Genomic DNA, 22,813 nt, shown 5'->3' on the forward strand with positions numbered 1-22,813 from the left:
GGAATGCACGATAGGGTATGGTGTGGCGCCGGGCCGGAATCATGCAGTATGATCTTTCACCGCCCGATGCAATCCGGCGTTTTATCGAATCACCCTGCCATGAATCCTGTCCATGAAACTGATCGCCCTGCTTTTATCCTTGATTGCCACGTCGGCTTACTGCGGAACGCTGCATCTGGAAAAAGCCGCGACAGGCAAGGTGCGTCAAAGCGTGCAGATTCGCTATGCGGACCACGATGAAGTGCAGCGCTATCGCGTCAATATCCAAGGCGCGTGGATAAAGGGCCGTTGCAGCAGCGGCGGCATGGGCAATTTGCAGGCCTTGCTGCTGGATATGAATTTTGACGGCAATGCCGACCTGTGGGTCACCGGCTACACGGATAGCCAGGGGCGCATACGCTGCTCCGATGTGTGGCTATGGGATACGAAAGCGGGGAAATACCGCTTCGACAAACCATTATCGGCCATACCGAATCTGGAAATCAGCATACCCGCACGGCAAATTGAAGGCGGCATTGGCAATTGCGGCTGCGCGGCGCAATGCTTTTATGAAGACAGGTATGCGTGGCGGGCAAATATATTAACGACCATCGCCCGGCGCGAACAGGATTGCGAACGCTATCGGGAATATCGCTTGAATGAAAATAATGACCTGGTACTCATCAAGGATGAAATCATCGATACCGGCAAGCCAGATCGACGGGGAAGTGAAAACAATACCTTGTATGACTGGCGAAACCATGCGCAGACCATGCGGAAATCCGGGGAATGAATTTACCGGACCCTCTTCACCAATTAAACCAGACATGACGACACATCGAACATCCATTACCTTTCATGCCGCCAATGCGGACGACACGGCCGCGTTCATCGAATTGCGCGGCAAGACCCGGCAAAACGCCGTTTCCCAGGAACGCCTGGCGGAAGTGGGCATTACGGCCGACTCCTGGGCGGAGATGATGCGCTCGGGGAACTTGCCCGGCCACGTCTGTCATCGCGACGGCCAGCTGGCCGGTTATTGCTTTGGCGACCGCGACACGGGCGAAATCGTCGTCCTGGCGCTGCTGCCGGACTGCGAGGGCCTGGGAATAGGCAAGACCTTGCTGGCACGGGTCATGGCGGAGCTGCGCGCGCAAGGCCACGCACGGCTGTTCCTCGGCTGCTCCAACGATCCATCCTCGCGCTCGTACGGCTTTTACCGCTACCTGGGCTGGACGGCGACGGGGGAAACGGACAAGTATGGCGACGACGTGCTGGAATTCCGCTTTGCCGCCTAGCGTCTAGCCAGGTACGCGGTTGGCATCCCACAGCCGCATCAGCTGGCTGATCGCCACATCGAACACGGGGTAGCCGATGCCGTCGCGCGCCTGGATGGACAGGCCCGACAGGAAAGCATCGAAGACGGCGGCGAACGAGGCCGCGTCCATCTCCGCCGGCAATTCGCCGCGGGCGATAGCGCGCCCGACGCAGCGTACGAAACCGGCGCGCGTGCGTGAGCGCGACTGCGTAAGCGGCGCGGCCACGGCCGCATGTTCGGCCGTCGGCGCGCTCATGCAGCCGAGCGCCACCATGCAGCCGGGCGGATGCCCCGGCTCCGACTGCATGCTTGCCGACTGGCGCAAGGCCAGCTCGACCGCCTGCCGTGGCGCCAGGCCATCGTCCCACAAACATTCCGTCACGCGCGCGTACGTGTCCAGGTAGCACTGCGCCGCCTCGCGGAACAGCGCTTCCTTCGAGCCGAACGCCGCATAAAAGCTGGGCGCGGAAATGCCGCCGCCCAGACCCGCCTTGAGCTGGCTCAAGGAAGTCGATTCGTAGCCCTGCTGCCAGAATAAAAACATCGCCTGTTCGATCGCCTGCTGCCGGTCAAACGTGCGCGGCCGTCCCATTTGCGCCATTCCCCACTCCTTTTCCTTAGCCACATACATACTACTCGATACAGAAGTCGTTGACAACGCGCCCCCGCTTCGCCTATATTTGTACCGAACGATACATATGTACCGCCATCACGGTCATGGGCATGCCTGCGCCCGGCCGCCTCGTAAAATCTCTAAGGATATTTGCCTTGAATCACGCCACTCTCACCGCCGGAGCCAGCCATGCGCCGGCCGACCGCCTTCCCGTCTCGGGCCTGCTGGCCCTGGCCATGACAGGTTTTATCTGCATCGTCACGGAAACCTTGCCCGCCGGCCTGTTACCGCACATCAGCGCCGGGCTGGACATCAGTGCCGCGCTGGCCGGGCAGATGGTCACGGCCTACGCGCTCGGCTCGCTGCTGGCGGCCATTCCCCTGACCATCGCCACGCGCGGCTGGCGCCGCCGCAACGTGCTGCTGCTGACCATCATCGGCTTTCTCGTGTTCAATACCGTCACGGCACTGTCGTCGCACTACTGGCTGACACTGGCGGCGCGCTTCTTTGCCGGCATGGCGGCCGGGCTGGCCTGGAGCTTGCTGGCCGGCTACGCGCGGCGCATGGTGGCGCCGCAGCAGCAAGGCCGCGCCCTGGCGCTGGCCATGGTGGGCGCACCCATCGCCCTCTCGCTGGGCGTACCGCTGGGCACCCTGCTCGGCTCGCTCGTCGGCTGGCGCGCCGCATTCTGGATCATTTCCGCGCTGACCCTGGCCCTGATCGCCTGGGTGCTGGCGAAGGTACCGGACTATCCGGGCCAGTCCGCGCATGAACGCATGCCCTTGCGCCGCGTCTTCACGACGCCGGGCGTGCGCCCCGTGCTGGCCGTCGTCATCGCCTGGATGCTCGCGCACAACATTCTCTACACCTACATCGCCCCGTTCGTGGCGCCAGCCGGATTGACGGCGCGCATCGATCTGGTGCTGCTCGTCTTCGGCGCCGCGGCCATGGCCGGCATCTGGATCACGGGCAAGCTGGTCGAGCGCCACCTGCGTGCCACCGTGCTGGCCAGCCTGGCCACCTTTGCCGCGACGGCCCTCGTGCTGGGTGTCGCGTCGCACTTGCCTGCCGTCATCTATGTCGGCATGACCGTCTGGGGCTTGAGCTTTGGCGGCGCGGCCACCCTGCTGCAAACGGCGCTGGCCGATACGGCTGGCAGCGGCGCCGACGTGGCGCTGTCGATGAACGTGGTGGCGTGGAATGGCGCCATCGCGGCAGCCGGTGTCGTCGGTGGCGCCTTGCTGGAAACGTGGGGGGCGAGCGCCTTTCCCTGGGCCATGGCGAGCTTGCTGGCGTTGGCCTTCCTGATCGCCTGGTCGGCCCGCGCGCACGGCTTCCGGCCGGGGCGGCGCAGCGGCGGCGCGCCCGTGGCCGGGCATTGAGGCGGCGCCTTTAATTAGTCGCCGGCACCGTCACGATGCGGGGGAGATGTCCCGTATACGCGAGGAAACGGCGCAGGGCGGCATGCGACAGCGCCACCGTGGCCGTGTTACGCAGCGGATGGGCTTGCATGTATGTGGCATCCCACACGGCCTGGTCGAGCACCAGCTCCACCGCATGCGCGCTATCGTGCAGCAATGCGAACAGGCTGACGGCACCGGGCGCGATGCCCAGGTGCTGCAGCAGGCGCTCGGGCGAGGCCATGCTGAGCTTACTGGCCGGCAACAACTTTCCCAGCGCCGCCAGGTCGATGCGCTTGTCGAAGGGCACGATGACGAGAAAATGCCGGCGGCCCTTGTCGTCGCGCACGAACAGGTTTTTCACCATCAGGCCGGGCATGGCCGGCACATGGATGAGCGCTTCGTCTATCGTATGCACGGCCGGATGCTCGACGATTCGATAGTCGCCGGCGCTGCTTGCCAGCCAGCGGGACAGGGATTCTTGCATTGCCATTTCAATCAACTCGAACAAGTGCGCGATGGACGATTGTAGCGGGTCGCTGCACCGTTCGCCTGCCATCATCGTTCTGGCTTGATCTCCGCTTCCTCCTTGTCGGCCGCCGCCAGCCCCCAGTCATTCCAGCCTTCGCCAAACAGCTCGACCGGATGCTGCGTGCGCTCGGAACCATTCCCGCAGCGCATGGCGTCCGGCGGGCAATACTTGTCGCAACCCCAGCAGATGCGCTCGGGGTTCTTCGGATGCAGGGGAAACGGTTTGGCCATGGGGAGGGGCGACGAGGTCGATGAAAGTATCTCGACAACTGTAGGCCGGGCGCCGGGGGCGGTCAAACGAATTTCGGCTGGGAATTTGTCCGAGATCAATTCCAGGCAAATCGGTGGCATGCAAATGGTATGGCGACCGATCTCACTCCCTGCCCCGGCTGCCGGAAATGGCCACGTCCAGCACGGTTCGCGCATAGTGAATGCCGCCATCGGCAGCCGGCTGCGCCTTCAACTCGTCCAGCACGTAGCGAATCGCCACCGTGGCGCCGGCGATGAACAGCTTGCTATCCCGCTTGTGGTTCGTGTAGATGCTTTCCTCGACCGTCGAGCCATCGTCGAGGCGCAAGGTAATGCTGTTGACTTCATCGCCGCGGCGGCTGTCCTGGCCGGCGAAGTAGCTTCGTTCGATGATGCCCGTCACCGTTTGCGTCTGGATGCGCCCGGTGCGGATGCTTTCCCACCATGCGTCGGAGGCGAACAGGCCATGGCTGCCTTTCAGGCCGAAACGGGGTTTGCCAGGGTCGAGGGTGAGGGCTTGGGTCTTGGCGATGCGGGTCGGGTCTTTTGCCAGCGCATCGGTGAGGGTATAGACAGGTTGCATGAAGGTGCAGGATCTCTTGAAAGCGGTCAGCATAGCGTATGCGACGACGATGCCGGGTTTGAAGGGGCCGCCTGCGCCCCGCATCCTCAGCGTATTCCACCCGGATTTTCAAGGCCGGTATCGCGTGCACATCCCTTCCTCTCAACGCTTGCGCCTGACGACGTAGGCATTGCCAGCCAGTTCAAAATCGAGCGTCGGATAGTAGGACATGGCATCGGGGGCGGCAAGCAGTATCAAGGATACTTCGTCGCCGATGATTGCCTGGGTGCGCTTGACCAGCTCCTTGCCTATGCCCAAACCCTGGTATTGCCTGTTGACGGCCAGGTCCGAGAGATAGCAGCAATACGCATAGTCGGTCAGCGAGCGCGACAACCCTACCAGCTCATTATCCACCCATGCCGACAGCAAGAGGCAAGGCGCGGCGAACATGCGCGCAATTCTCGGGAGATTGTCGGTCGGCCGCTTGATTCCAGATTGATCGAAGACCCGGACGACATCCACGGGATCAAGAGGAAAGTTATGACGATATTCGACAGTGATATTTTTCATTGGTTCAAAGGTGTAAGGCCGCGCGCATGGCGTTTTGCGTCGAGGATCTGAGCGCAGGGGATTTCTCCGGACATTGCTCGTTTCCGCATATTCATAGTAGTTACGAGGATAAGGGAATATCCCCCGATGCGATAGTATAAGCAGCGGTGCGCTAAGCATGGGGACGCATGCGACATGCGCGAGAGTTCCGCACCTTTCGATACCAACAAGCTGTTTTTACTTCAATTTGTATCCGAGTAGCAGGCCTGTAACCGCCACGCATCTGACGCTCATTCAACCGCCAGGAACTTCAGGAAGCGCTGGCCTTCATACTCCAACTCGCCATCGAATGCGAAGCCGATTCTTGCAAGACCACGCATGCGAGTGCGGCTGGGCGGCAACAGGATACTGACCGGGCCAATGCCCAGTTCTTTCCGGCGATGCATGAAATGGCGCACCAGCGCGGGGCCATGTCCCCAGAATCGAGGGAGCAATACGAGTGCGAGATCAGCTTCGCCCCCTTCCTTCTGGAAACCGCCCCAGCCGGCAAAAGCGCCATCAATCCGGATCGACCACGGCCCATAGCCATTCGCGTGCCACTGCGCGTCCTTGCCTTTCGCCCATTCCATCACAGCGTGCTCCGTCCAGCTGTCGCTAGCGAGCGGCATGTGGCGGATGACGTCCCGGTGGTTTAATAGCGCGCGCCATTCTTCGCCGGGAATATCGGAGAGCGCGTGGAAGGTGAAGGTCATGGCCGTCTTGTCAGTTTAAGGAGCATGGGATGAACTGGGGCTCAACGCCATTAGAGCACGTAGCGCCCTTATTATCGTGCCACGAAAAGTACTTCATCACCAGTGAAGAGCAAGGGCGGTGGACTCGGGATTGCTGACCGTAGACGGGATTGGCGCAGACGGGACAGTTCCGCCCTCGCGGCGTTCGCAAGAGTATGGCGGGAAAGTCAGATGGGGAGCGATAATCCTGCCAGCAAACGATCAAGCTGTCGGCAGGCTGTGTGAGAATGTACGAGCTGGAAATGTGGAACCCGCCATATTTCCATCTGATATGGAATAAACTTGGCGAGGATGGCAAATATGTTGCTACCGTTACGATGGAATGAACGCGTGTACGCCTCCCTTATTGCCTCCCTTTTTCTTGTTGCCGGTATCTCATCGGCATTAGCGAGCACGCTACACGAGGATCGGACGCGAGGTGACATACATGGCTTGTTTGAGATCAGGGATGCTGCTGTGAAATTTATTGCAGCAGAAAATCTCAAAAATGGAACAGAGTGGCAGGCTCTGGAGCCGAACCGGAAAATTCTGGTTGCCAAATGCGCGCTACCTTTACGTGTAAAATGGGTTCCGAAGAGCCATGGTCTGTCCGGCCCTCATGTTGCCGTGATCTGTTCCAGGACCGTCAAGCCCGCGCCACTAGATAAATGGGAAGTATTCGTGCCAATCGCCGAGGGACCGCTCGCGCATACATGATGGCATCGCGACCATGATCGAGTGCACGCGATTTCCACGCTTCCTCATCCGGTACTGGCCGTCGGTGCCCTGTCGAATGGCGATGCAAGACAAGAAACGCCAAGCCACTTGCGCCTGGTTGTCGCGCGAAGCGGAGCAGCTGCAGCCTGCAGGCTTTTTGCTGGGACAAATCGTGTTCGCTCACAAGGGAAGTATCGGGCCAGCCGAGATACTGGTCCGGGTCGAGTATCATCATTCTCCGTTTTTCGTCATCGGGCTAGGGGCAACGCCGCATGAACGGAGGTCCATCGGCATGTACCGCCAGCATCGAAGTCGACAGCAGCAAACTTGCTGCCGGAATTCCCCTCTCCCGGCGATGGCGGCCGGCATCCCATCGGCACGCCCGATGCGCCAGGGGAAACGCTCGTCCAGTCTCATGGCAAGGTCCACAGAAATGGTCTGCGTGAGCAATGCAGAACTGTTTGCGCTCAGCAAAATGCTGTTCAATTTGATCGCCACGAAACGCGGCGTAGCGCGACAACAAAGTCCGCCGCACGTCGCCGAACCGACCGCACGAAAAATCGTTCAAGGCATGTCAAATTGCAGAAAAATATACTTCATTTCATAAAAGCAATAAAGTAAAATTATTATTTATGAAATTTTATTGGAATATAGGGATTATGAAATTTTCCTCGAAACTATCTAAAATAAGCATTTGCCTGCTTTTCTCCATGTTGAGCGGCAGCGCATTAGCTGGCTGGACCACGGCCAAGATATCATCCATCGTGGTCTATGAAGATGGCGATGTCGTTTATATCATTCCCGAAGGAGGCGTAAAGAATGCCCCTGCATGTCACGGTTCCAACGGCGACTACCTCTCATTTTCCTTAAAGCGTCCGCGTGCAAAAGAATATTACGCCGGCTTGCTTGCTGCCTATCTTGCCGGAAAAACTGTCAAGTTAAGAGGCGCAGATGTCTGCAAGGATCAATCGTTTTCTGAAACTCTCATGTATTTCGAGCTCACTTAAATTCAGTTGCGGCGGCCACGTCCGACACGGCCCTTCGCATCTCACACGCAGGGCCTGCAGGCGCCCTGCTCGCTTCCGCCAGGCAATAAAAACCGCCCGAAGGCGGTTTCATTATTTCTTGGCGTAGCGGTGCAATGCGAATAGCTAAGCCATATGCGGCTTTAACGAACTTTCAAGAGCCGTAGCTACTAAACTACCTATCTACGGACAAGCTTGCCGATACATCGCTTGTCAGACCCATATGCGGTATAACCAATAGCTCTCATCCGACTGTGCAAGTGTAATCAACTCGCGCGGGCTTGCGCCCACCAATTCGCGTGCATCACGCGACAGATGAGCCTGATCCGCATAGCCCGAACGGGCCGCCACGTCGGACAGCGACGTTTTCCCCTGCTGCTGCTCGCGCGTCGCAGCCACTAACGATTCCTCGGCCCGCGCCAGGCGGCGCAGCATACGCAAGGGATGCCCAGTCCACGTCCGTACACGACGCTCCACCATTCGTGCGCTGCGTCCCGCGCCTGCCGTGGCGGCCCGCAGGGCGAGCGCTTGCAGCCAGTCGTGGATCGGCGCCCACAATGCGCCCTCGGAGCCTCGCTCCAGGCGCCATCGCGGCTCCAGCCAGTCTTCCAGCACGGCGATGCGAGCCTCATCGTCCGCAGCCATCAGCAAGGGCGCCGACAATGCCCGCCATTCTTCACCGAGCGCAGCGCCAAGTTCGGCCATATTGTTGATCTGGGCGGACATGTCCATCCCGGTCAGCCTATGCAGCGCATCAGCAAAGAACAGCACCGTAATCGTGTGCACGGGGCCGGGATTGGCAGTAACGCACGGCTGCGTGCGCGGGCCGGAAAAGACCGCGTCACCGGGGCCTGCCTCCTCGCCGGTGGCCGGCTCCACCAATGTGGCGCTTCCCTCGATCATCCATGTAATGGCGCAGAACGGCGTCGCTGGAAAGCGATTAAGACGCTGTGCTGGCGGCAACGGAGCAGAGCCGATGGTGCTGCGTACCAGCCAGGCCCGTACGCAGGAAGCCAGCGCCACGCGGGGGGCAACGAGGCGTGCAACAGTCGGCGGATAGATGGCATCAGGTGGCGTCATGAAAGCATTGTAGCGTGTCGCAAACGTTCAAGACTTGCTTGACTGGCCAAACGATACTGCCTGCATCACATGCCAACCGAGGGAGCTTCATGAATACCGCTGCCATGCCCATTTCACGCGAGATCGCCGATTTGCCTGCTCCACCCACGCTGCCGTTCCTCGGCAATGCGCACCAGCTCAACCCACGGAATATCCACCAGACCATGGAAAAATGGAGCGGAAGCTACGGTCCGATATTCCGGGCAAGGATAGGGAGCCGACAGGTGGTGGTGCTGTCTGACAGCGCCGCAATCAGCCAGGTACTGCGTGCGCGGCCCGACACCTTCCGCCGCCCCGCCGTGACGGCCGACATCTCGGCCGAACTGGGCGGCGCGCCCGGTCTGCTGCTGGCCGAGGGCGATGAATGGCTAACGCAGCGCCGCATGGTGATGCACAGCTTTTCGCCATCCATGGTCAAAGCGTATTTTGTGCGTCTGCGTCAAGTCGGCCTGCGACTGGCGCAGCGCTGGAGCACTGCGGCACAAGCGCAGCAGGAGATGGATCTTTCTGGTGACCTCAAACGCTACACGGTCGATGTGATTGCCGGCCTCGCCTTTGGTGAAGACGTCAATACGCTGCTCAACGGCGACGACAAGCTGCAGGAAGACGTCAGCGAAGTGATGGCCGGGGTGGCCCGCCGCTCGCTGATGCCCTTCCCTTACTGGCGCTGGCTGCGGCTTCCCGCAGACCGGCGCCTGGAACGCAGCGTACGCGCACTGCAGGCGGCAACGGACGGTTTCATCGCCCAGGCACGCAAGGCGCTTGCGGCAGATTCTGCTCTGCGCGCCCAGCCCGTCAACATGCTGCAGGCTATGCTGTTGGCGGCCGAGAAACCAGGCAGCGGCGTCAACCATGCCGTCATTTCTGGCAATGTCTCCACCATGCTGCTGGGCGGCCAGGAAACAACTGCCAGCGCGCTGGCATGGCTGATATGGCTGCTGTGGCGGAATCCGACGGCATTGAAACAGGCGCAACAGGAAGTGCTGAACAAGGTATCCGATACCCGCACGATGACGCCCGAACAGATGGATAGCCTCGACTATGTGGAAGCATGTGCGCTTGAAGCCATGCGCCTGAAGCCGCCCGCGCCATTCTTGCCGCTGCAGGCGCTGTGCGAGACCACCGTATTGGATGTGCGCCTGCCGGCGGACACCCTGCTGTGGTGCGTATTGCGGCACGACAGCGTGGCCGAGGCTTTCATGCCCGCCGCACAGCGTTTCAACCCGGAGCGTTGGCTTGGTGACGATGGCGCTGCCCGCCGGTTGTCTCTACCGTTTGGCGCCGGGCCAAGAATGTGCCCAGGGCGCTACCTGGCACTGATGGAAATCAAAGTAGCGATGGTAACGCTGCTGGCCAACTTCGACGTGAATCAAGTTCGGCCACTGACTGGTGCCGCCCCCAATGAAGTGATGGGTTTCACGATGATGCCCACGCCGCTGGCGATCACCTTGCGCCAGCGCGAATCGGCGGTCATGGATTGACCGCGCTTGGACGGGGCTATTTTTTGTGGAGTACGTTATCTCTAGCGTGGCGGCAAACCGCCCCACCGCTCCAACGCCATGGGGCAGGTCCGGGCAGTAGGCAAGCACGGCAGGTTCGATTCCCGCCGTCTCCACCAATCAATTCTTAGAATCAAGCAGTAGCAAGAAGAAGGCTGTCATTATTGGGGTTGTTTTTGGGCTGTTTTAGCCTGGGAATGACAACAAAATGACAGCTTTCTTTCGCCCGCAAACTAATCCCTCTCGCCATCACTCGGTGGCTCGGCTCGCCGCTCAGCCTCTAACCTTTGTGGTTCACCCATATCCACCTTCATGCTTTCGTTCATCGTCTCAGAGTCAACGATACGAAAACTATAACCATTTGCCAAGTCGCCCTGGTAATAAATCACTGCTGATATGTATTTACCACCAATAATTTCTCTATCTTTGTAAGGGAAACGGCTAGGACGATAGATTCCTACGGGAGTTCGCAGCCCGCCCCAAAGAAACGAAATAAATTTCGACTCAGGATTCATATAAGATGCAGGAACGGCATCTCCAGAAGTTACTCTAGGCTGTCCATACTTGGCCACAAGCATAACAATAAGACTATCTCGATTAATTGGGGGACTAAAACCCTGGTCAACAAAAACACTGGCCAGAAGGTCTCCTTGTGCTTTGCCAGAAAAAATAAAACGCGCTGAAATACAATTTTGTTGCAAATCACTGGTATCAGTCGAGCGACATGAATTATCTATAATTCCTTGATCATCCCCAGCCATGATCGCAAGAATATCAAATGAATTTTCTCTAGACTCCAACTTAACGTGAGGAAATTCATTTTCAGACAATTGCAACACTTTATCCGACGCATCGCCGAGAGAAATATTGCGATACTGCAGCATCGCTTCAGCTCCAACACTTAGAGGAAGACCCAATAAATAGATCGGCAAAAATCGCCGCACACACCGAGAAAGGTTTATCATTTTCACAGCTATAAAATATTCAAATATTGCTTCACGCATATAATTTTATCGATCCGCCAACATAAAAATGCCGTCAAATCAAAGCGGACACTTAGCGAAGCCATGCATATTACGCGCACGGCCATGCTCTACCCGACCTGTTCGAATGGCATGCGGTGAGCACGGAATTGAGCCATGGCACGAATACGCCGCAAGCTGCCGCTCCGCTCGCCAGCCTAGAATAAATGTAGACCACAGGACCGCAATTCAGCCCCTCCAGGAACTGAAAACAGCCATTCCCGCGCCACCCACCACGCGCACAAAAAACCGCTCAAAGTGCGTCAAAATGCATCATAACGCACGCCCCCTCTTCGCCCTGCCACGCCAGTCCTCATGCGCCTTCGTCCATGGCGCACATTTGAGTCAAAAGGCCCCTATTTAGCGGGCAGGTGTGGAGGGGGACAACTGCGCGCGCCGGGCCGAAACGGGCTTTCTTCTTGCCTTTGCGGCAACATCATGCGCTTGGACGAGAAAAAGCCGCCTCATGGGCGGCCTGTGGGGTGGCTGCAGGTCCGCGCACAGCAGCACGACACGGTAGACGCCCTAGTGTACCGCTACCTGGGCGGCGGCACGGGCTATGTCGAGCAAACACTGGAATTCAACCACGGATTGGCGCGCCACGGCGCCGTGCTTCCGGCCGGGCTGATCGTCACCCTGCCCGAGCCGGCACCCAGCACGGGCCAGGCGGCCGCAGCCGATCTTGTACAGCTATGGGACTGATCCTGGCATTTACCCTTTATCCATCATGAAAAATCTCTTCCCCCTTACCCCGGAGTATCAAGCAATGTCCGCAGAATCGTTTGGTGGTTTCGCCACCCTGGTCAAACTGTACGGCTTCAAGGCAGCGCTGGGCATGATCGGCGCGGCCATGCTGTACATCGTGCTGCCGCCGTTGAATAGCGACGGCACCTTCAACAAGGGCGAATTCGTCGCCCGCCTGGCCTGCGCCGGCGTGTTCTCTTGCCTGCTGGGCAGCACCGTGTATCAGCTGCTATGCGCCCAGCTCCCCGCCATCGGCGCCATGGTCAACGCCTCCGCCATCGACCTCATCGTCGGCGCGCCCGGCTGGTGGGTATCGCGCGCCGTGGCCCTGTGGTTCCAGCGCCGCAGCGACAAGGACATCGCCGAGCTGGTCAAAGACGCGAAGGAACATTGATGGCCGCCACGGAAAACCCGCTGATTGCGCGCACCATCGACGCCATCCTGCGCGCCGAAGGCGGCTATGTGAACGACCCGCAAGACAAGGGCGGAGAAACAAATTACGGCATCACTGTCGCCGTGGCGCGCGCCAATGGCTACACGGGACCGATGCGCGACCTTCCCGTGACGGTGGCGCGCGCCATCTACACGGCCCGCTATATCACGGAGCCGAAGTTCGACCAGGTGCTGACCCTGCATGCAGGCATCGGCGCCGAAGTGATCGACACGGGTGTCAACATGGGGCCGCACCGCGCGGCCGAGTTCCTGCAGCGCTGGCTGAACGGTTTCAACGACACGGGCGCGCGATATCCTGCGCTATTCGTCGATGGCCGCCTCGGCGCGCAATCGCTGGGCGCCCTTGAATCCTTCCTGAAATGGCGCGGCCAGGATGGCGCCACCGCGCTGCTGCGCGCCTTGAACGGCCTGCAGGCGGCGCGTTACCTGGACATCACCGAGGCCAACAAGACCCAGCGCCGTTTCCTGTTCGGCTGGATCAAGGAACGGGTGGCCATGTGACTACGACCACCTGGCGCCCGCTGGCCGCTGTTCTCGTGTGCGGCGCTCTGGCCGGCTGGACGGCGCAAGGCTGGCGCAAGGACGCCAGCATCGCCGAACTGCAAAGGGCGGCAGCCACCGACAAGACCACCGCCGCCACCGCGCTGGCCCAGGCCACCGCCCGCGTGCTTACCTTGGAGCGCGCCGCCGGCACAGCCCTGGCGCAGCGCGCCGACCACCTCACCCAAGAGCAAACCCATGCGAAAACTGAACGTGACCTTTTTAACGATGACGTGCGCAGCGGCGCTGTGCGCCTGTCAATCCCCGTCGTCAGCGGCCAGTGCGCCGCCACTGCAGATACCTCCTCTGCCGCAGGCCATCGGATTGAAGCGCGCGCCGAACTTGACCCAGCGACTGCGGCAGCTCTTGACACCATTGCCGGTGACGGTGACGACGCCACCCGCCAGCTAAACGCCTGCATCGACGCCTACAACACCATGCGGAACACCTACCATGTACAAACCGAATAGCCTGCGCCAGCACTTGGCCGCCGCCATTCCCGACTTGCAGCGCGACCCCGACCGCCTGCTCGTATTCGCCGACGAAGGCAACGTAGTGGCCAGTGCTACCGTCTCGCTCTCCTTCGAATACCGCTTCAAGCTCAACCTGATCGTCACCGACTATGCGGGCGATGCCGACGCCATCATGGTGGCCCTGATCGCCTGGCTGAAAGTCCACCAGCTCGACCTGATGGCCAACGAGGAAACGCGCAAGCACGGCATCGCCTTCGAGGTCGATTTTAATAACCATGAAACGGTCGACATTTCCATCAAGCTGGACCTGACCGAGCGCGTGGCCGTCAAGACCGTCGAGGCGGGCCGCCTCGACATCAAGCACCTGGCCGAGATACAGCACATGCCGGCCTATGCGGACGAGTTCTGGAAACTGTACGCCGGCGAGAAGCTGCTGGCGGAATGGCGCACGCCCGAGGCCACGCCATGAGCGACGACCTGCACGCGCTGGAAGCCTGGGCTGGCGCCCTGTTGGCCAAGCTGCAGCCCGCCCAGCGCCGCGCCATCAATCACAAGGTGGCCATCGACCTGCGCCGCAGCCAGGCGCAGCGCATCAAGGCCCAGCAAGGGCCGGATGGTGCGGCCTATCCGGCGCGAAAGCGGCGCAAGGAATTCAAGGGGAAGAACGGGCGCATCAAGCGTCAGAAGGAGGCGATGTTCGCCAAGATTCGCACCGCAAAATACCTCAAGGTGCATGCCGATCCAGGCCAGTTAACTATCGGCTTCCTGGGTAAGGTGATGCACGTCGCGCGAGTACATCATGAAGGCTTGACGGATAGCGTCTCAAAAAAGGGCCCAAAATACAGCTACCCGGCCCGGCCGCTGCTGGGATTCAGTGCAGCGGATCGGACGTTGATCCGTGAATCCCTGCTGCATCATTTGGAACAGTTATAAATGAACCAATTCAAACTTCAACTGAAAAAAGTTATCATTTACGTTAGAGTTGAACGAATTACCGCTATCGGCAAGCAGCGGACAGTCGACGCCGCGATCATCTAGCCCCGTGACACTCACATTTCATGCGTTGAAAGATTTCTTGGACATTGCCATAACTTCCTTGTATTGTTTTACCGTAACTTTTACGCCCACTACGATGGCCTCGACTATTTCGTCGTGTAGTCTAAAGCTTTAACAAACTTATCAGATGAACGAAAAAGAGATCATTGAACGCTTTAAAGCCGCCCAAGACAGTTTGGTTATTCAGCAATCAGATTTTTCCCTGGCGGCAATTTTTGACATGGTCGATAGAGAATCGATCGATATCAGTCCTGGCTATCAGAGGCGAGATCGGTGGAACGTTGAGAAGCAGTCGGCTTTAATTGAGTCGTTTCTGTTGAATGTTCCTGTGCCTCCCGTATATCTATCTGAAGACGAGTATGGGAGCTACAGCGTAATTGACGGGAAGCAGCGGATAACTGCGGTGTGCGACTTTTTGAGCGGAAAACTACGATTGAAGCAGCTAAAAAAGTTCCCTGAACTAGATGGATTTTCTTTTGGCGAACTACCAGTACAACTTCAGAACGCGCTTACAGTTCGTCCTTACATTCGTGTCACCACTTTGTTGAAGCAATCAAATCAACAGCTCAAATACGAAGTTTTTTTGCGTTTGAACACGGGTGGCGATACTCTCAAGCCGCAGGAAATACGGAACGTTGCCTACTCTGGCGCGCTTAATGACCTTCTACTTGAGTTGTCGGAAGACGATTATCTGCGCGAAAGGATGAAGATTACCAGCGAGAAGTCGCCCGCCTTCAGAGCAATGGACGACGTTGAACACGTCCTTCGTTTTTTTACAATCCATCAGTACTGGCAAGGCATGCGGAACGTTTTGAGCGAGGAAATGGATCGCTTTATGGAAACTAATCGGGATGCTGACGCTAACGTTGAGCGACGCCTTTTCGACAAGGCTATCCGAGCTTGTCAAAATGTTTTTGGTGAACATGCGTTTCACAAGCCAACACCGGGAGGATGGCGGGAACAATTTATTTCGCCCCTGTATGATGCTCAGATGGTAGCCATGGCGATTATCCCTCCCGACGATATTGATGTTTTAGTAACGCGATCTAGTCAGGTGCATCAAGCAATCAGGGATAGATTCGAGCACGATGGCGAATTTGTGAAATCCGTTTCTCAATCGACGAACAATTCGGCTTCGGTGCGTCGACGCGTTCAAACGATGGTGGATATCCTTACAGAAGTGGCTGGACGCTAGCATGACATCAGCGAAGTCATTGTTCTTAGAGCGTATGGAGTCGTTGACGGCGTCCACTCAAATCGAGGCGGTAACGAATCGCCCACTCACTGACCGTGCCCACAACAACGTGGCAAGGATTTTAAGAAATGGACTGGCTGTGGTGGGATTTGCATCTCTAGAAGACTTTATAAAATCGCGGGTCTCTGAAGTCTTAAATGAGGTCGGTCGTACCGGAGTTCCATTCCGTGAACTGCCGGAGCGGCTACGTTTCGCATCGACGTTCGAATCTATTTCCGCCTTATCGTATCAGATGACAATTCGCGACAAAGCTACCCGCTTGGCTTACATCCAAGAACATGCCGCAAAGATTGCTTCGACCGCTGCAACAGCCTATGAGATTACACCTCATGCATTTGGTTATGATCAAGCGAACGTCAACAGTGATACGGTTAAGGCAATTTTGAAAAGTTTTCTGATCGATGATCCTTGGGGGGAAATGACCAAAATTGCCGCCAGGATCGGATTAGTAGGCATGCCACTGGAAGAGACATTCAAAAGCGCTGCAAATCGGCGGAATAGAGCTGCGCATGTAGCACATCACGATACTCCGCAGACTGACATCCAACAGTATACGAAGGAAGCGCACGCTATAGCGATTACGTTCGATGCGCTATTGACAAAAGCGCTGAGAAACATGCAGCAGCACAATGCTCGCTACCTCAATGGACAAGAGCGGATCAATTCTCTTTCCGTGAAAATACGGAGTGTGCGTTTTCGTGGCGGTGTCTGGCGGGAAGAGCTCGAGGGGGCGCGCCGCGCAGTCAAAACTGACCCAAACTTACTTTCCCTTCAAGGCGCTGCAAAGAACAGGTCTGCCTTAGCCAAAGATCTTTATATCGAATATAGCTCTGCCGGGGAAATTGCAAACTGGGCGTGCAATTAACAAAACGGCTGAACCATGGAGAGCCGCCTATGGTTACTGCGCAAGGTCCGCAATGGGGCAAAATCAGTGCTTTGATAATGACCGTAGCCACTAAGCTGCATATCAACCCGCCCCCGCGTGCATCCGCGCGCGGACTTCGGCAACATGCACTGCATGAACGCCGACCTGTCCGACCTCTCCCGCTTACTGCAAAACCTGATCCGCCTGGGCACCATCGCCGAGGTCGACGGGGCCAAGGCACGTGTCCAGCTCGGCCCGACACTCATCACCGAATGGCTGAAATGGGCCACACGGCGCGCAGGCAGCACGCGCACCTGGTCGGCGCCGACAGTTGGCGAACAAGTGATCGTCTTTTCCCCGGGCGGCGACCTGACACGCGGCATCATCCTGCCCGCGCTGCACTCACAGGAGTTTGACGCGCCCGAAACCAACGACAGCATCCACACCGCCCATTACCCCGACGGTGCCGTGGTGCAGTACGACCACGCGGCCCATGCCCTGACGGCCATCCTGCCCGGCGGCACCGCCACCATCACCGCCGACAAGGTGACGTCGGACGCGCCCAGCACCATCTGCACGGGCGACCTGGAGTTTGAAACGAAGACGGAAGCGGCCGAGGCCGAGCGCGAGGAAGAGAAAGACCCGGACGACGGAATCACGGGCGTGGTGACCAAGTAGAAGAACGTGGCCAGGAAGAAGAAACAGACAGGTCAGGAAATGGCCGGATCAGTGGGTAATCTCAAGACGTTGCACCACCTCTATACGACCAAGCAGAATGCAGAAAGCGCCGTCAAAAAAGGAATGGAATCGCATTATAGAAATGTGCGACATCATCCGCGAAAACTGCGAGGAGGCTTGGATGCCTGAGAAGAATGAGGCCAATCACGGCGATAAAACAGTATGAACCTATACGCGGGTACATTCAGTAGACTAGTTTATGACCAGATGGGACCTGCTAGCTGGAGCACTGATTCACAACTCAATTATTTTTGTCAGGGCACGATACCTTCTGGTTAATTGGGCGCCATTAGTGGGGGTAATACCTTACACGTTTTCGATGAAATCGTGAAAAAGCTGATACTATATCCAAATGCGGAACATATTGCCTATTTGGTAATTTGCTCCACCTATTAGGTAACTACGGAGATAATGAAATGAACGCATTTATGGAAGGCTTCATTAAGGGCGCACGGGAGACTCCTCGAGGCTTCTTCTCGCCGGCGGTCGCAATTTGGCATTTGCTGGAGAAGATGTTTAAGTTCACCACCTCAGTGATCGCTTCCAAGAAAAATTAGTTTTCTCTAAGCAGTCTGCCTTCGGTAGGCTGCTTCCCAGAACCATTCCCCTGGAAAAGACGTGAACGACGGCTCGCACATCAATAAATTGGTTTCGAACTAGCGTATCGAAATCACCATCACTAATATCCAGACCACCAGCATCTACCCAGCGCTCGAAAAAGTCAGTACATGAACTGATACCTTCAGCAATCATTGGGTCTACGCAAGCAGTAGCCGGCGCAGAAGCGGCATAAACCTGCGCCACCCAATCCGCTCAGCGGCTGCTTTCGCCCCAAAGCAGACGTTTAGAAACGTTCAATCTGACGCACTTTCTCCTGACAAATCAAACGCTCTGCTATACGGTCGGCCAAGTCGGGTTTGATTCTTATCATCCATTTTTGAAACGACGACGCTCTAACCTTAAGCACATAGATTGCCCATGCGCACATTGGTGCAGGCACGACCAACTCAAAGAAGTATCGCCCTTGGTCGTCTTCCACCAAGGTATAAACGAAATTCTGTCTGCGTATTTCCTTCATTCACCCCTCTTATTTGGCGTCTCGACGAAGTGTCTTTATTCGTTGGGCGGCAAGGAGGTACCGTGCGACTTCTATGCCGACAAAGCCGTGCGGGATGCGGTACGGAACGCAGGGGGTAAAGAGCTGCAGGACGCCATGGACCTGAACTACCTGACCGGCCAGCGACCTGCGGACGTGCTCAAGATGCGCGACGGCGATTTGAAGGATGGGGCGTTGCAGGTGCGCCAGGGCAAGAGCAACAAGCTGCTGCGCATCGTGCTCGAGCACGACGGCATCAAGTCCGAACTGGCGAAGGTCATCGAGCGCATCCACGCGCGCCCGCACCGGTCGCGCACCACCTTCATCGTCTCGCTGCCGAATGGTTGCCAGGTCAAGAAGTGGCATTTGCACCTGCGCTTCGATAGCGCCCGGAAAGCTGAGGCAGAACTGGCGCTAAAGGCTGGCGACGAGGAGCTGGCCAGCCGTATCGAGGCCTTCCAGTTCCGCGATATCCGGGCGCGCTCTGCCAGTGACATTGCCGACCTGGGCGCCGCCAGCTCCCTGCCGGGGCATAGTGAAAAAGTCATCACGGAAAAGGTCTATCGGCGCATTGGCCAGGCTGTCCGACCTACCCGCTAGCTGTCAGTTGCGGAAACCATTTCCGCAAATTGACGCTAAGTTGAAACTCAGCTTTTACATCAGGGATTTTGCAGGTGACGACACAAAAAAATAAGCCCTTGATAATCAAGGGCTTATTTCAATATTTCTGGCGGAAGCGGTGAGATTCGAACTCACGAACAGTGTAACCCGTCGCTAGTTTTCAAGACTAGTGCCTTCAACCACTCGGCCACGCTTCCAGATGGCAGCATTATACATAAAGGTCAGTGGCTTACCAATGGCTAGCGCTCTCGGGGGCTTATTTCCCCCAGCGGCAAGGACTGGGGGCGTACCGACGGGGATGAGCCCGGCTCTTCAGCCAAGGATTCAATACCTGTGCAGGCATCAGAGCAACAGCCTTACACGCCCCAGTTTTCCCGCAGCGCCGTCTCGAACTCCCGCGCCGGCAGCGGGCGCGAGAACAAATAGCCCTGCACTTCATCGCAACCCGAACTCTTCAAAAATTCCAGCTGCTCCGCCGTTTCCACGCCTTCCGCGATCACCTTGTGGTGCAGCTGCTGGGCAATGCTGATGATGGTGCTGGCGATGGCGCAGTCGCTGGCATCGGTGGGGATGCCGGTGGTGAACGAGCGGTCGATCTTTAACGTGTCGATGGGGAAACGCTTGAGGTAGGACAAGCTCGAGTAGCCGGTGCCGAAATCGTCCAGCGACAAGGCCACGCCCAGCGCCGTGATGCGGTCCATGATGCCGATCACGCGCTCGATGTTATGCATCAGCGTGCTTTCCGTGATTTCCAGTTCCAGCCAGGCCGCTTCCAGGCCGTAGCGGGCCAGGGTTGCCGCCACCCTCGCCGGCAGGGCCGCCGTGAATTCGCGGGCGGAAACGTTGACGGCCAGGCGGATCGGCGGCAGGCCGGCCAGTTTCCACGCTTGCGCCTGGGCGCAAGCCGCCTCCAGCACCCACTCGCCCACTTGCACCACCAGGCCCGTCGATTCGGCCAGGGGGATGAATTCGGCGGGCGGGATCATGCCGTGCTGCGGGTGATGCCAGCGCACCAGCGCCTCGGCGCCGATGATGCGGCCGCTGGCCAGCGCGTATTTCGGCTGGTAGTGCAGCAGCAGTTGCTGCTCCGACAGGGCTTGGCGCAAGCCCGTTTCCAGGCGCATGCGCGCCTGCATGCCCAGATTCATGTCCTGGCTGTAGAAAGCCACGCTTTCCGCTTCGCCGCCACTGTCCTGCTTGGCGCGGTACATGGCGATGTCGGCCAGGCGCAGCAGGGTTTCCGCATCCTGCCCGTCCTGCGGATACACGCTGATGCCGATGCTGGCGCCCACGCGCAGGTCGTGGCCCTCGATCAGGAACGGCTCCACCAGCGACGCCAGCAGCTTTTGCGACACCATGCTCGCTTCAAAGTGCTGGCCGATGTCGAACAGGCCGACGGCGAATTCGTCGCCACCCAGGCGCGCCACCAGGTCCTGGTCGCGTAGTGCCTGCCGGAAACGCAGCGAGACTTGCCGCAGCAATTCATCGCCGATGCGCCGGCCCAGGGTGTCGTTGATCAGTTTAAAACGGTTCAGGTCGATGAACAGCACGCAGCCGAGCATCTTGCTGCGCTGCGCCACGCTCAAGGCCTGGTCGACCAGCTTGGCCAGCAGGGTGCGGTTAGGCAGGCTCGTCAGCGGGTCGTAATACGCGAGGTGGTGCAAGCGCTCTTCGGCCAGCTTGCGCTCGGTGATGTCCGTCAAGTAGGCGATCAATCCGATGCGCTTGTCGTCCATGTCGTGCAGCGGCGACAGGGACAGGCTGGCCCAGAAGATCTCGCCCGACTTCTTTCGGCGGCGCACCTCCATCAGGCGCCCTCCCTGCTCCAGGAAGGCGTCGTGGAAACCCGTGTCTTCCTCGTCATACAGGAACAGGATGTTGCGCCCCACGGCTTCCACCGAGGAATAGCCGAACAGGCGCTCGGCGCCCTTGTTCCAGCTGGTGATGTAGCCCGTCAAGTCCATCGTCAGCACGGATTCGTGCAACTGGTCGAGGATTTGCGTCTGCTGCGCCAGCAAGGCTTCGACTTGCGCGTAGGCATGGGTCGAGCGTTGCGCCAGCGTATGTACTTGCAGCACGCCCGCCGTCAGGGATGCCAGGCTGGCCAGGTGGCGGCGGTCGGCGTCGTTGTACAGGCTGCGCCCGGCCACGGCGAAATGGCCGAAGCAATGGCCGTCAAAACTGATTTCCTGCAGCAAGGCGGGCGTATCGCGCGCAAAAGGCGCTGGCGGCGGGCCGCCATCGGCGCTGGCCGAAGGCAGGAACTGGCAATACGGGCTGGCCATCACGGCGCTGGCAATGCGCCCCAGTTCGGCCACCAGCGCCTGGCCACGCAAACGCACGACGGCGTCGCACAGGGCGGCGCTGTCACTGAGGTAATCCGACACCGGAAGCACGGTCATGCTAGAGGTTCCGGCTGACCTGGATGGCCCACTGGTACGCCTGTAGCAGGCTGCGCCAATAAGTTTCTCCATCGATGCCGGCGCGGTGCAAGCCCTCGGGCGGCGGCGCCGGACATTCGACCAGCGCCAGCAAGGTGCCCAGTTCGCCATTGCGCTCAAGCAAGGCGGCACTGACTTCGGGCGCCAGGTTCAGGGTGGCGATGATGTCCAGCATCGGCATGCCCAGCAGGATGTCGAGCAGCGAAAACACGCCGGCCATGAAGGCCAGGTCCTGCGCGTCGCGGTCGCCGCCGCGCAACTGGCACAGCGCTTCCATCTGCGCCGCGCGCACGGCCGCCAGCGGCAACAGCGCATGGATCTTGCCATCGTCCTGCTGGCGCGCATACAGCAGCAGTTGCAGCCAGCGCTGCAGCTGGCGCCGGCCCAGCAGGGTGATGGCCTGGCTGAAGCTGGTAATCGGCGCCGTGAAGCCGAAGGCGGCCGAGTTGACCAGTTTCAACAAATGATAGCTGAGCGATGGATCTTGCTTGAGCGGCACTTCCAGCTCATACGCGTCAGCGTCGCGGGCCAGCAAGCCCAGCAGCGCCAGCAGGCGCTTGCGCGAGGTGGCGTCCTCCGGCTCGCTTTGCTGGCGCGCATGGTGCAAGGCGTAGTCGCCGGCAAACCAGCTGACGCCGAGATCTTGCAATGCAGCAAGCTTCTGCGCATCGCCGATGTTGTAGGCCAGGTGCGGCCCCGGCAGCGACAGCAATTGATGCAGGCCCGGCAGTTCGCCGGCCGCGTCGATGCTCAGCGCGCGCGCCTCGACCTGCGCCGCCGTCACGGGACCGGCGCTGGCGCCGTCGAGGATGATGCGGTAGCCGGCATCGCGCCATTGCTGGCATTTCTTCTGGATCTGTTTGTCGCCGGCAAACGTGGCCGGCAAGCGGAAGATGGTGCGTTGCGGCGCCAGTTGCGCCAGCACGGCCTCGTCCACACCATGCGGGTCGGCCAGGGGAATGATGCAGTCGAGCGGCGCCAGGAAGGCATACGCATCGGCAGTGGCCAGCGCCGCGGTCAGCGCCGTCATTAGCGGCGCCGTCGATGGCTGCGGTACATGCAAGGTGACAGCGACCCACTCATTATGAGCATTGGCAACTGCTTGTAATCCCACCAATGGAAACAGGTTTGATTCAGATGCTGACATCGGTATCTCAGTGTGGGTAGGGCGCCATAGT

At 58.8% G+C, this 22,813-nt stretch carries 28 protein-coding genes and 1 tRNA gene; 18 read left to right on the top strand and 11 right to left on the bottom strand.

What is annotated here, in order from left to right:
* Positions 1 to 112 precede the first annotated feature (112 nt).
* On the top strand, positions 113 to 772 hold the full coding sequence (locus AC1RDJ_RS21635) for an XAC2610-related protein (RefSeq protein ID WP_493028641.1): 660 nt from the start codon (positions 113 to 115) through the stop codon (positions 770 to 772).
* Positions 773 to 806: 34 nt separating this feature from the next.
* Complete coding sequence (locus AC1RDJ_RS21640) at positions 807 to 1,277, top strand: GNAT family N-acetyltransferase (RefSeq protein ID WP_493028642.1); 471 nt, start codon at positions 807 to 809, stop codon at positions 1,275 to 1,277.
* A gap of 3 nt (positions 1,278 to 1,280) precedes the next feature.
* Here AC1RDJ_RS21640 and AC1RDJ_RS21645 read toward each other — a convergent pair whose 3' ends face one another.
* A complete protein-coding gene (locus AC1RDJ_RS21645) occupies positions 1,281 to 1,898 on the bottom strand; it encodes a TetR/AcrR family transcriptional regulator (protein WP_493028643.1) in 618 nt (205 codons plus the stop codon).
* Positions 1,899 to 2,146: 248 nt separating this feature from the next.
* Between AC1RDJ_RS21645 and AC1RDJ_RS21650 the strand changes: the two genes are divergently transcribed.
* A complete protein-coding gene (locus AC1RDJ_RS21650; RefSeq protein WP_493028672.1) occupies positions 2,147 to 3,292 on the top strand; it encodes an MFS transporter in 1,146 nt (381 codons plus the stop codon).
* Positions 3,293 to 3,302: 10 nt separating this feature from the next.
* Here the strand turns inward: AC1RDJ_RS21650 and AC1RDJ_RS21655 are convergent, their stop codons facing one another.
* The 5 genes from AC1RDJ_RS21655 to AC1RDJ_RS21675 form a co-directional block, all read right to left on the bottom strand.
* The gene (locus tag AC1RDJ_RS21655; RefSeq protein ID WP_493028644.1) at positions 3,303 to 3,797 is read right to left on the bottom strand and encodes a prolyl-tRNA synthetase associated domain-containing protein; all 495 of its coding nucleotides are present in this window, start codon (positions 3,795 to 3,797) and stop codon (positions 3,303 to 3,305) included.
* A 71-nt stretch (positions 3,798 to 3,868) separates the two neighbouring features.
* Positions 3,869 to 4,072, bottom strand: a complete 204-nt coding sequence (locus AC1RDJ_RS21660; protein WP_071324665.1) for a DUF3079 domain-containing protein — start codon at positions 4,070 to 4,072, stop codon at positions 3,869 to 3,871.
* A gap of 142 nt (positions 4,073 to 4,214) precedes the next feature.
* Positions 4,215 to 4,673, bottom strand: a complete 459-nt coding sequence (locus AC1RDJ_RS21665) for an immunity protein RhsI2 family protein (protein ID WP_493028645.1) — start codon at positions 4,671 to 4,673, stop codon at positions 4,215 to 4,217.
* 141 nt (positions 4,674 to 4,814) lie between these two features.
* A complete protein-coding gene (locus AC1RDJ_RS21670) occupies positions 4,815 to 5,222 on the bottom strand; it encodes a GNAT family N-acetyltransferase (protein ID WP_071324666.1) in 408 nt (135 codons plus the stop codon).
* A gap of 269 nt (positions 5,223 to 5,491) precedes the next feature.
* Positions 5,492 to 5,953, bottom strand: a complete 462-nt coding sequence (locus tag AC1RDJ_RS21675) for a GNAT family N-acetyltransferase (RefSeq protein ID WP_493028646.1) — start codon at positions 5,951 to 5,953, stop codon at positions 5,492 to 5,494.
* 369 nt (positions 5,954 to 6,322) lie between these two features.
* On the opposite strand from AC1RDJ_RS21675, the gene AC1RDJ_RS21680 reads away from it, so the two are divergent.
* The 3 genes from AC1RDJ_RS21680 (at position 6,323) to AC1RDJ_RS21690 (ending at position 7,695) form a co-directional block, all read left to right on the top strand.
* On the top strand, positions 6,323 to 6,688 hold the full coding sequence (locus AC1RDJ_RS21680) for a hypothetical protein (RefSeq protein WP_493028647.1): 366 nt from the start codon (positions 6,323 to 6,325) through the stop codon (positions 6,686 to 6,688).
* Positions 6,689 to 6,770: 82 nt separating this feature from the next.
* Complete coding sequence (locus AC1RDJ_RS21685; RefSeq protein ID WP_493028648.1) at positions 6,771 to 7,295, top strand: hypothetical protein; 525 nt, start codon at positions 6,771 to 6,773, stop codon at positions 7,293 to 7,295.
* 52 nt (positions 7,296 to 7,347) lie between these two features.
* A complete protein-coding gene (locus AC1RDJ_RS21690) occupies positions 7,348 to 7,695 on the top strand; it encodes a hypothetical protein (RefSeq protein WP_198043759.1) in 348 nt (115 codons plus the stop codon).
* Between the two features lie 231 nt (positions 7,696 to 7,926).
* Here AC1RDJ_RS21690 and AC1RDJ_RS21695 read toward each other — a convergent pair whose 3' ends face one another.
* A complete protein-coding gene (locus tag AC1RDJ_RS21695; protein WP_071324668.1) occupies positions 7,927 to 8,793 on the bottom strand; it encodes an AraC family transcriptional regulator in 867 nt (288 codons plus the stop codon).
* 89 nt (positions 8,794 to 8,882) lie between these two features.
* On the opposite strand from AC1RDJ_RS21695, the gene AC1RDJ_RS21700 reads away from it, so the two are divergent.
* Positions 8,883 to 10,313 (top strand): cytochrome P450, encoded by a 1,431-nt coding sequence (locus AC1RDJ_RS21700; RefSeq protein ID WP_493028649.1) that lies wholly within the window; start codon positions 8,883 to 8,885, stop codon positions 10,311 to 10,313.
* Positions 10,314 to 10,564: 251 nt separating this feature from the next.
* Here AC1RDJ_RS21700 and AC1RDJ_RS21705 read toward each other — a convergent pair whose 3' ends face one another.
* Entirely contained in the window at positions 10,565 to 11,335 is a 771-nt protein-coding gene (locus tag AC1RDJ_RS21705; RefSeq protein WP_493028650.1) for a hypothetical protein, read from the bottom strand.
* 495 nt (positions 11,336 to 11,830) lie between these two features.
* On the opposite strand from AC1RDJ_RS21705, the gene AC1RDJ_RS21710 reads away from it, so the two are divergent.
* The 11 genes from AC1RDJ_RS21710 (at position 11,831) to AC1RDJ_RS21760 (ending at position 19,173) form a co-directional block, all read left to right on the top strand.
* Positions 11,831 to 12,055: a tail protein X gene (locus AC1RDJ_RS21710; RefSeq protein ID WP_493028651.1), complete on the top strand. Its 225-nt coding sequence runs from the start codon at positions 11,831 to 11,833 to the stop codon at positions 12,053 to 12,055.
* A 64-nt stretch (positions 12,056 to 12,119) separates the two neighbouring features.
* Positions 12,120 to 12,491 (top strand): hypothetical protein, encoded by a 372-nt coding sequence (locus tag AC1RDJ_RS21715; protein ID WP_493028652.1) that lies wholly within the window; start codon positions 12,120 to 12,122, stop codon positions 12,489 to 12,491.
* Positions 12,491 to 13,051: a glycoside hydrolase family 108 protein gene (locus AC1RDJ_RS21720; RefSeq protein WP_493028653.1), complete on the top strand. Its 561-nt coding sequence runs from the start codon at positions 12,491 to 12,493 to the stop codon at positions 13,049 to 13,051. The genes AC1RDJ_RS21715 and AC1RDJ_RS21720 overlap by 1 nt, the downstream gene beginning before the upstream one ends.
* Entirely contained in the window at positions 13,048 to 13,560 is a 513-nt protein-coding gene (locus AC1RDJ_RS21725) for a lysis system i-spanin subunit Rz (RefSeq protein WP_493028654.1), read from the top strand. The genes AC1RDJ_RS21720 and AC1RDJ_RS21725 overlap by 4 nt, the downstream gene beginning before the upstream one ends.
* A complete protein-coding gene (locus AC1RDJ_RS21730; protein ID WP_493028655.1) occupies positions 13,544 to 14,032 on the top strand; it encodes a phage tail protein in 489 nt (162 codons plus the stop codon). The genes AC1RDJ_RS21725 and AC1RDJ_RS21730 overlap by 17 nt, the downstream gene beginning before the upstream one ends.
* Positions 14,029 to 14,496 carry a phage virion morphogenesis protein gene (locus tag AC1RDJ_RS21735; RefSeq protein WP_493028656.1) on the top strand — a complete coding sequence of 156 codons (468 nt, stop codon included), beginning with the start codon at positions 14,029 to 14,031 and terminating at the stop codon, positions 14,494 to 14,496. Before AC1RDJ_RS21730 ends, AC1RDJ_RS21735 begins: the two co-directional genes overlap by 4 nt.
* Positions 14,497 to 14,746: 250 nt before the next feature.
* Positions 14,747 to 15,814 carry a DUF262 domain-containing protein gene (locus tag AC1RDJ_RS21740; protein WP_493028657.1) on the top strand — a complete coding sequence of 356 codons (1,068 nt, stop codon included), beginning with the start codon at positions 14,747 to 14,749 and terminating at the stop codon, positions 15,812 to 15,814.
* A 1-nt stretch (position 15,815) separates the two neighbouring features.
* A complete protein-coding gene (locus AC1RDJ_RS21745; RefSeq protein WP_493028658.1) occupies positions 15,816 to 16,739 on the top strand; it encodes a HEPN domain-containing protein in 924 nt (307 codons plus the stop codon).
* Between the two features lie 153 nt (positions 16,740 to 16,892).
* Positions 16,893 to 17,417: a phage baseplate assembly protein V gene (locus tag AC1RDJ_RS21750; RefSeq protein WP_493028659.1), complete on the top strand. Its 525-nt coding sequence runs from the start codon at positions 16,893 to 16,895 to the stop codon at positions 17,415 to 17,417.
* A gap of 476 nt (positions 17,418 to 17,893) precedes the next feature.
* Positions 17,894 to 18,034 (top strand): hypothetical protein, encoded by a 141-nt coding sequence (locus AC1RDJ_RS21755; protein ID WP_493028660.1) that lies wholly within the window; start codon positions 17,894 to 17,896, stop codon positions 18,032 to 18,034.
* Positions 18,035 to 18,501: 467 nt separating this feature from the next.
* A complete protein-coding gene (locus AC1RDJ_RS21760; protein WP_493028661.1) occupies positions 18,502 to 19,173 on the top strand; it encodes a site-specific integrase in 672 nt (223 codons plus the stop codon).
* A gap of 128 nt (positions 19,174 to 19,301) precedes the next feature.
* On the opposite strand, the gene AC1RDJ_RS21765 is transcribed toward AC1RDJ_RS21760, so the two are convergent.
* From AC1RDJ_RS21765 to AC1RDJ_RS21775, 3 genes are all read right to left on the bottom strand, one after another.
* Positions 19,302 to 19,391, bottom strand: a tRNA-Ser gene (locus AC1RDJ_RS21765).
* 159 nt (positions 19,392 to 19,550) lie between these two features.
* Positions 19,551 to 21,596: a putative bifunctional diguanylate cyclase/phosphodiesterase gene (locus AC1RDJ_RS21770; protein WP_289889262.1), complete on the bottom strand. Its 2,046-nt coding sequence runs from the start codon at positions 21,594 to 21,596 to the stop codon at positions 19,551 to 19,553.
* A gap of 1 nt (position 21,597) precedes the next feature.
* Positions 21,598 to 22,665: an EAL and HDOD domain-containing protein gene (locus AC1RDJ_RS21775; RefSeq protein WP_493028662.1), complete on the bottom strand. Its 1,068-nt coding sequence runs from the start codon at positions 22,663 to 22,665 to the stop codon at positions 21,598 to 21,600.
* Between the last annotated feature and the right edge of the window lie 148 nt (positions 22,666 to 22,813).

The sequence above is a fragment of the Janthinobacterium sp. GW822-FHT07H10 genome, assembly GCF_058798675.1.